2 protein-coding genes are annotated in these 2,346 nt (G+C 62.5%); one reads left to right on the top strand and one right to left on the bottom strand.

The window, feature by feature from the left end; all coding sequences use genetic code 11:
- Positions 1-591, bottom strand: a 591-nt coding sequence (locus JF66_RS16895; RefSeq protein ID WP_035879839.1) for a hypothetical protein, incomplete at its 3' end; no start/stop codon positions are given.
- Between the two features lie 1,025 nt (positions 592-1,616).
- Between JF66_RS16895 and JF66_RS16890 the strand changes: the two genes are divergently transcribed.
- The gene (locus tag JF66_RS16890) at positions 1,617-2,225 is read left to right on the top strand and encodes a TetR/AcrR family transcriptional regulator (protein WP_231556480.1); all 609 of its coding nucleotides are present in this window, start codon (positions 1,617-1,619) and stop codon (positions 2,223-2,225) included.
- Positions 2,226-2,346 lie beyond the last annotated feature (121 nt).

Raw genomic sequence — 2,346 nt, 5'->3', positions numbered from 1 at the left:
GCGGTAGCGAACGGAGAGCTTTCGCACCGAGTCCACCGGGTTGGTCGCCGCGAACTCCACCAGTTCCTTCTCCGCCGCGATCATGTCGTCGGTCGTCGCGCGCGGGGCCGCCTGGCCCAGGTTCGCCGTGATGTACAGCGCCGAATCCACCAGTAAGACCCCGGCAGCAAGCGCCTCGGCCACCTCAGCGTATTCGGGCGGTAGAGCCTCACCAATCAGACTCATCCGCGGCCGAACCGCCGCCCCGACCCGACAGAGCCGCCCGGCTTCCGCCATCGAGATATGCCCGATGTCTGTGAGGGCTGCGGCGGCGTTTCTGTTGCCGGTTCGGGCCGAGATGCTGTGCGGCCCCGAATCGTGGTCGAACCGGTCCTGCAGCTCACCCGCCGCCTGCACGAGCAGTGCCTGGCCCTGCCGTACCGCTGCGAAACTGGCCTCCACCACGGCCAACAGCCCCGCGTCGGTCATCCGCTGAAGCTCCAACCCGGCACTCGGCCCGCCCTCCGAGCTCACCCCGCCACCGAGGGCTCGAGAGTACGTGTCGGCGAGTGCCGCCGTGCTCTCGATGAGGAGGTTCGTTGAAGTGGTCATGGCATAATTTTCCCAGCCACCACTGACACTGGAGCGACCTAAACAGCCCTGACCGGGCATTCCTGTGGAGAACTCCCTCGAATTGCTACCTGTGGAGGAGAGCATGGATCCGGCCATTCTTGCGCGGTTTCGATCTCAACCCGCTCGATCCAAGCGCCCCGTCGTTGCGCCTCGACCGGCGGCGGAGGGGGCTCAGCTGTAATCGGCGCTGACAGTGCGGGTCACGCCGTCGAAATGTGCACCACTTCATCAGCGTTTAGTCGAACAGCGCCCTGAAGCGATATCCGAAAGGCATCCCCCCGGGTGAGCGCCATTGGCCAGACGCGCCAGGTAGTCGACAGCTATACCCATCGTGGCGGGGTGGACATTCTCAACCTTGTGATTGAGCAGCTGAGGCTCGCCATCCCCAAGCTGAACTGTCGTTATGGTTCGCGGGTTGAGGTAGCCGCCGCGAGGATGGGTGATTTCCTTGATTCGTCGCACTACAGATGTCATGCTCCCAGCACTGCGCATGGGTACGACCCAGACCCCGCCACAGCGTGTACTGCAACGGGGGTCGCTAGGTCGAACGAGTGACCGGCTCAGCTCTGAGGAGCGGCCTCATCAATAGCCGCGAGGAGCGTAGCGTCCCGCTTCTCAAGAAGGGATTTCAGGTCAGCACCCAGAGCCGTGGCCGCTTCCACGGTCATGGCGTAGTCGGCGTTTGTTCCGGCCTGGATCGGCAGGGCATGAATTCGGGCCAGGGGTGAAGTCGGTGGCCTGGGCCGGGTCGGCCGACCCAGTCAAAGATGACTCTGACTGGGGCAGCTCAGTCCCGGTCCCCCCGGAATCCCCACAGTCCGCCGAGATGTGAATCTCACCAGGACTTGTACGATCGTACAATACTTTTGAGGTGTGGACGTTCAGCGGGTGGTGGTTACTCTTGTACAGCACTGCTCGCGGATGTCCGCTCGGACGTGGCCTCGTTCAGGAGCCGATACCCAGGCGTGTTGTGCTCGGACTTTGGGAAATCTCGGGAGGTACGAGTGGCACGCAGCGATTCCCGGTCGGCGGAAATGCGCGAACGTATTTTGGCCGCTGCGGCGGTTGAATTCGCTGACCGTGGTTATGCGGGCGCTTCGATTGGCCTCATCGCCGAGAAAGCGGCGACGGGAAAAGGCCAGGTCCAGTATCACTTCAGTGCTAAATCAGATATCGCCTTGGAACTTGTGCGGTCCGCATTCTCCCGCGCACCATTTGCCAACGTCCTTGACGACGCGCCGCCTCTTCACGGGATGGAAGCGATCGTCGCCTCAATCCGGGGTGTGGCCGGCGCCTTCCGCAATGACGTCCGCGTCCGGGCGGCCGTTCGTCTGATGCGGGAATACCAGCTGATCCCAGCAGTCCTGCCCACACCGTACGTCGGCTGGGTTGCCCGTATCGGAATGCTCCTCCATGAGGCCGAAGCCGCTGACGAGATCCCCGCTGGCCTTGACCATGACCAGGAGGCGTGGCACCTGGTTGCGTACTTCTATGGAGTGCAGGAAATTTCCAATCGGCTGACCGAGCGGGATGACCTGCCCGAACGAATCGAAGAAATGCTCACCCGCGCCTTCACGTCCCTTGGAGTGATACGTCCCCACCGGTTCCTGTGACGGCGTCAGGTGTGGAGTCATTCTCTGCCAGCGGACCCGTCGAGAGATAGAAATCATTCGCATTGGCAGCTAAAGCTTTCCAAGCCGGGGGTGAAGGGTTCCGAACGTTCGTATCGCTACT

The organism is Cryobacterium sp. MLB-32 (assembly GCF_000738085.1).
GTDB lineage: Bacteria > Actinomycetota > Actinomycetes > Actinomycetales > Microbacteriaceae > Cryobacterium.
The sequence above is the reverse complement of the archived record's forward strand: the minus strand, read 5'-3'. Positions and strand labels throughout refer to the sequence as shown.